The 2,244-nt window shown below is 46.3% G+C and carries 2 protein-coding genes; both read left to right on the top strand.

Annotated elements, in window-relative coordinates; genetic code table 11:
- The coding region (locus Q0336_RS06795; protein ID WP_298526957.1) for a hypothetical protein at positions 1-1,265 on the top strand (1,265 nt) is incomplete at its 5' end.
- Positions 1,258-1,899 (top strand): hypothetical protein, encoded by a 642-nt coding sequence (locus Q0336_RS06790; RefSeq protein WP_298526953.1) that lies wholly within the window; start codon positions 1,258-1,260, stop codon positions 1,897-1,899. The genes Q0336_RS06795 and Q0336_RS06790, both read left to right, overlap by 8 nt.
- Positions 1,900-2,244: the final 345 nt, after the last annotated feature.

Raw genomic sequence — 2,244 nt, 5'->3', positions numbered from 1 at the left:
CCTGGACCTTCAATAAATTCTCGTTGCGCATTCGCTTCGAAGAACTATATTCCTTTTACTACCTTTGCTCCGAAGAAACCTCCAATTTCACCTCCAGAATGTCCTTCAAAGAGTCCATATACATCAAGAACGTTGGTCCAATCCGAGAGCTACGCATAGACGATATCCGTCCGCTGACCGTATTGATCGGGGCCTCGGCAACAGGTAAGAGTACCCTGATGAAGGTTCTTGCCCTCATGCGCTACATTTACAAGATGGAGAATATCCGCTCCTATCTACTTAACTCGGCGATTAGTCGTTCTCCATTCAACTTAGGATTCAAGAACCTCCTAAAGGATGGTCTAAAGACTGCTATTTCGAAAAACTCGGAGATTGAGTATATAGCTTACCATAGCGGGGCACACTACACCATCAGATATAAGGGGGGGAAACTTCAAAACAAGTTCCGTATTGAGAACGAGCATTTACGCTTCTTTAAGGAGGCCTATGTCGTCGAGGAACGTGGAGCAATGCCTGTATTCTTATCTGGGCGATCAACGGGTCGAAATGACCTTGGGTTTTATTTCAACGATACCCTCGCAGACTTACAGGATGCGCTCAATGTCACCCCCAATCTAGATCTAAAGCACCTAGGATTCCGACTAACAGCAAAAAAGGCAGGTAACAACCAGATGCGCTACCTTGTCTCTAATAGCTCCGAAAATGAGGCACCTGAAATTGAGTTGAAATACGCTTCATCTGGGATACAGACATCTACACCGATTGTCTCACTACTCCAGTACTTCGCTCAAGGTTTTTCTTTTGCAGGAGCTCTTCGTCGATCCATTCTGTCATACCTCTTTGATAGTGATCGACTGGTCAAATTCCAGCCAACCATGGAGCTCATGGAGCTACCGCTCCACGTGCATCTCTATATTGAGGAGCCTGAGCTAAATCTCTTCCCTACAGCTCAGTGTGCTCTGCTTAACCTCGCCGTTGAAGAAGCATTTGTCAACAAAAAAGCTGACCGAGAGATGTCCCTAATGATCGCTACGCACAGCCCTTACATAGCCAACTACATCAATGTGCTACTGCGTAAGAGCCGATTAGGTAAGATCGGATTGCAAGAGGAAGACTTTGATGTCTACCTACTTGAGAATGGCACCGCCCTTCCGCTCATCGGGAAGGATGAGGACACGGGCGAACTTGTCCTCGACACCTTCCCCCTAACTGAGGCGATGGAGGATATCTACAATGAGTATGTGAGTCTTGGAGATCATGAGTAATTTCCGCACTAGGCTACAAGGCTGGATCAATCGGGAGCGTCATGGATGTATCGATTCGACAAGCTATACTATGACTCCTAATGGAAGTACTTTTGCTCTACGAGATAAGGAAGATTGCACAGTAGCCAACCTCAGTGAATGTCTATGCACCGATTCAGAGGGGGACATGAAGCTAAGCCAAGCTGATAGCTCCTGTGGTGCAGAGATCCTATCTTTTGATCTCCTTCTAGGGGATCTTGGTATTCAAGGTGGAAGACGTTGCGATTTCGTTGTGACCCCTCAAATAGGTAATGAGTACATTGTATTCTGTGAACTTACACGTGCTCAGGAAAGCTCTGTCAAGCCGTTCACCCCAAGAAGAGGACATACCGAAACCAAATACAGCAAGGCCTATAACCAGTGTTGTGATTCGATTCAATGGTGTCTCGACAAGGGGATCTCTTTCGATGAATATAAACAGAAGAAAGCCCTTTTTGGATGGAGGGAAATCCAACCTTTGCATGAAAATAGAGCAGCGAAAAGCATGCAGATGTTTTCTCGACCACAAGGGAAGCCCAACGTAATCCACCCCATAGTGGGAGGTTTTCAATTTCGAATGATTCGATATCCCGATGTTGCCTATCTGTGCCGCTAAACAACAATGGTGTAGATTCATGAAGCCTTGTCTATGAAGAAGTAAAGAGCCTGAAATGAACCTGATTCCCACAAAGTAGGCAGAGGGCTACTCATACGTATGAGTAGCCCTCTGCCTACTTTTAAAATACCTTGACGATGGCTCTATTGTCGAAGATCAATCCACTTAGGGAAAGACTTTTTATTTCGATCGATTATAGAAGGCCTTCAGGCAAGGATTTCCTGTGTAGAAACACCCGCTCAGAGACGGACCTTAGAGAGCCCCCGAAAAAAACCTACGGTAGGTCGGCCTACCGACCCACGGTAGGTCGCATCGACGACCTACAGTAGGTTTCTTCGGCGACCT

This window comes from uncultured Porphyromonas sp. (assembly GCF_938039215.1).
Lineage (GTDB): Bacteria > Bacteroidota > Bacteroidia > Bacteroidales > Porphyromonadaceae > Porphyromonas.
The sequence above is the reverse complement of the archived record's forward strand: the minus strand, read 5'-3'. Positions and strand labels throughout refer to the sequence as shown.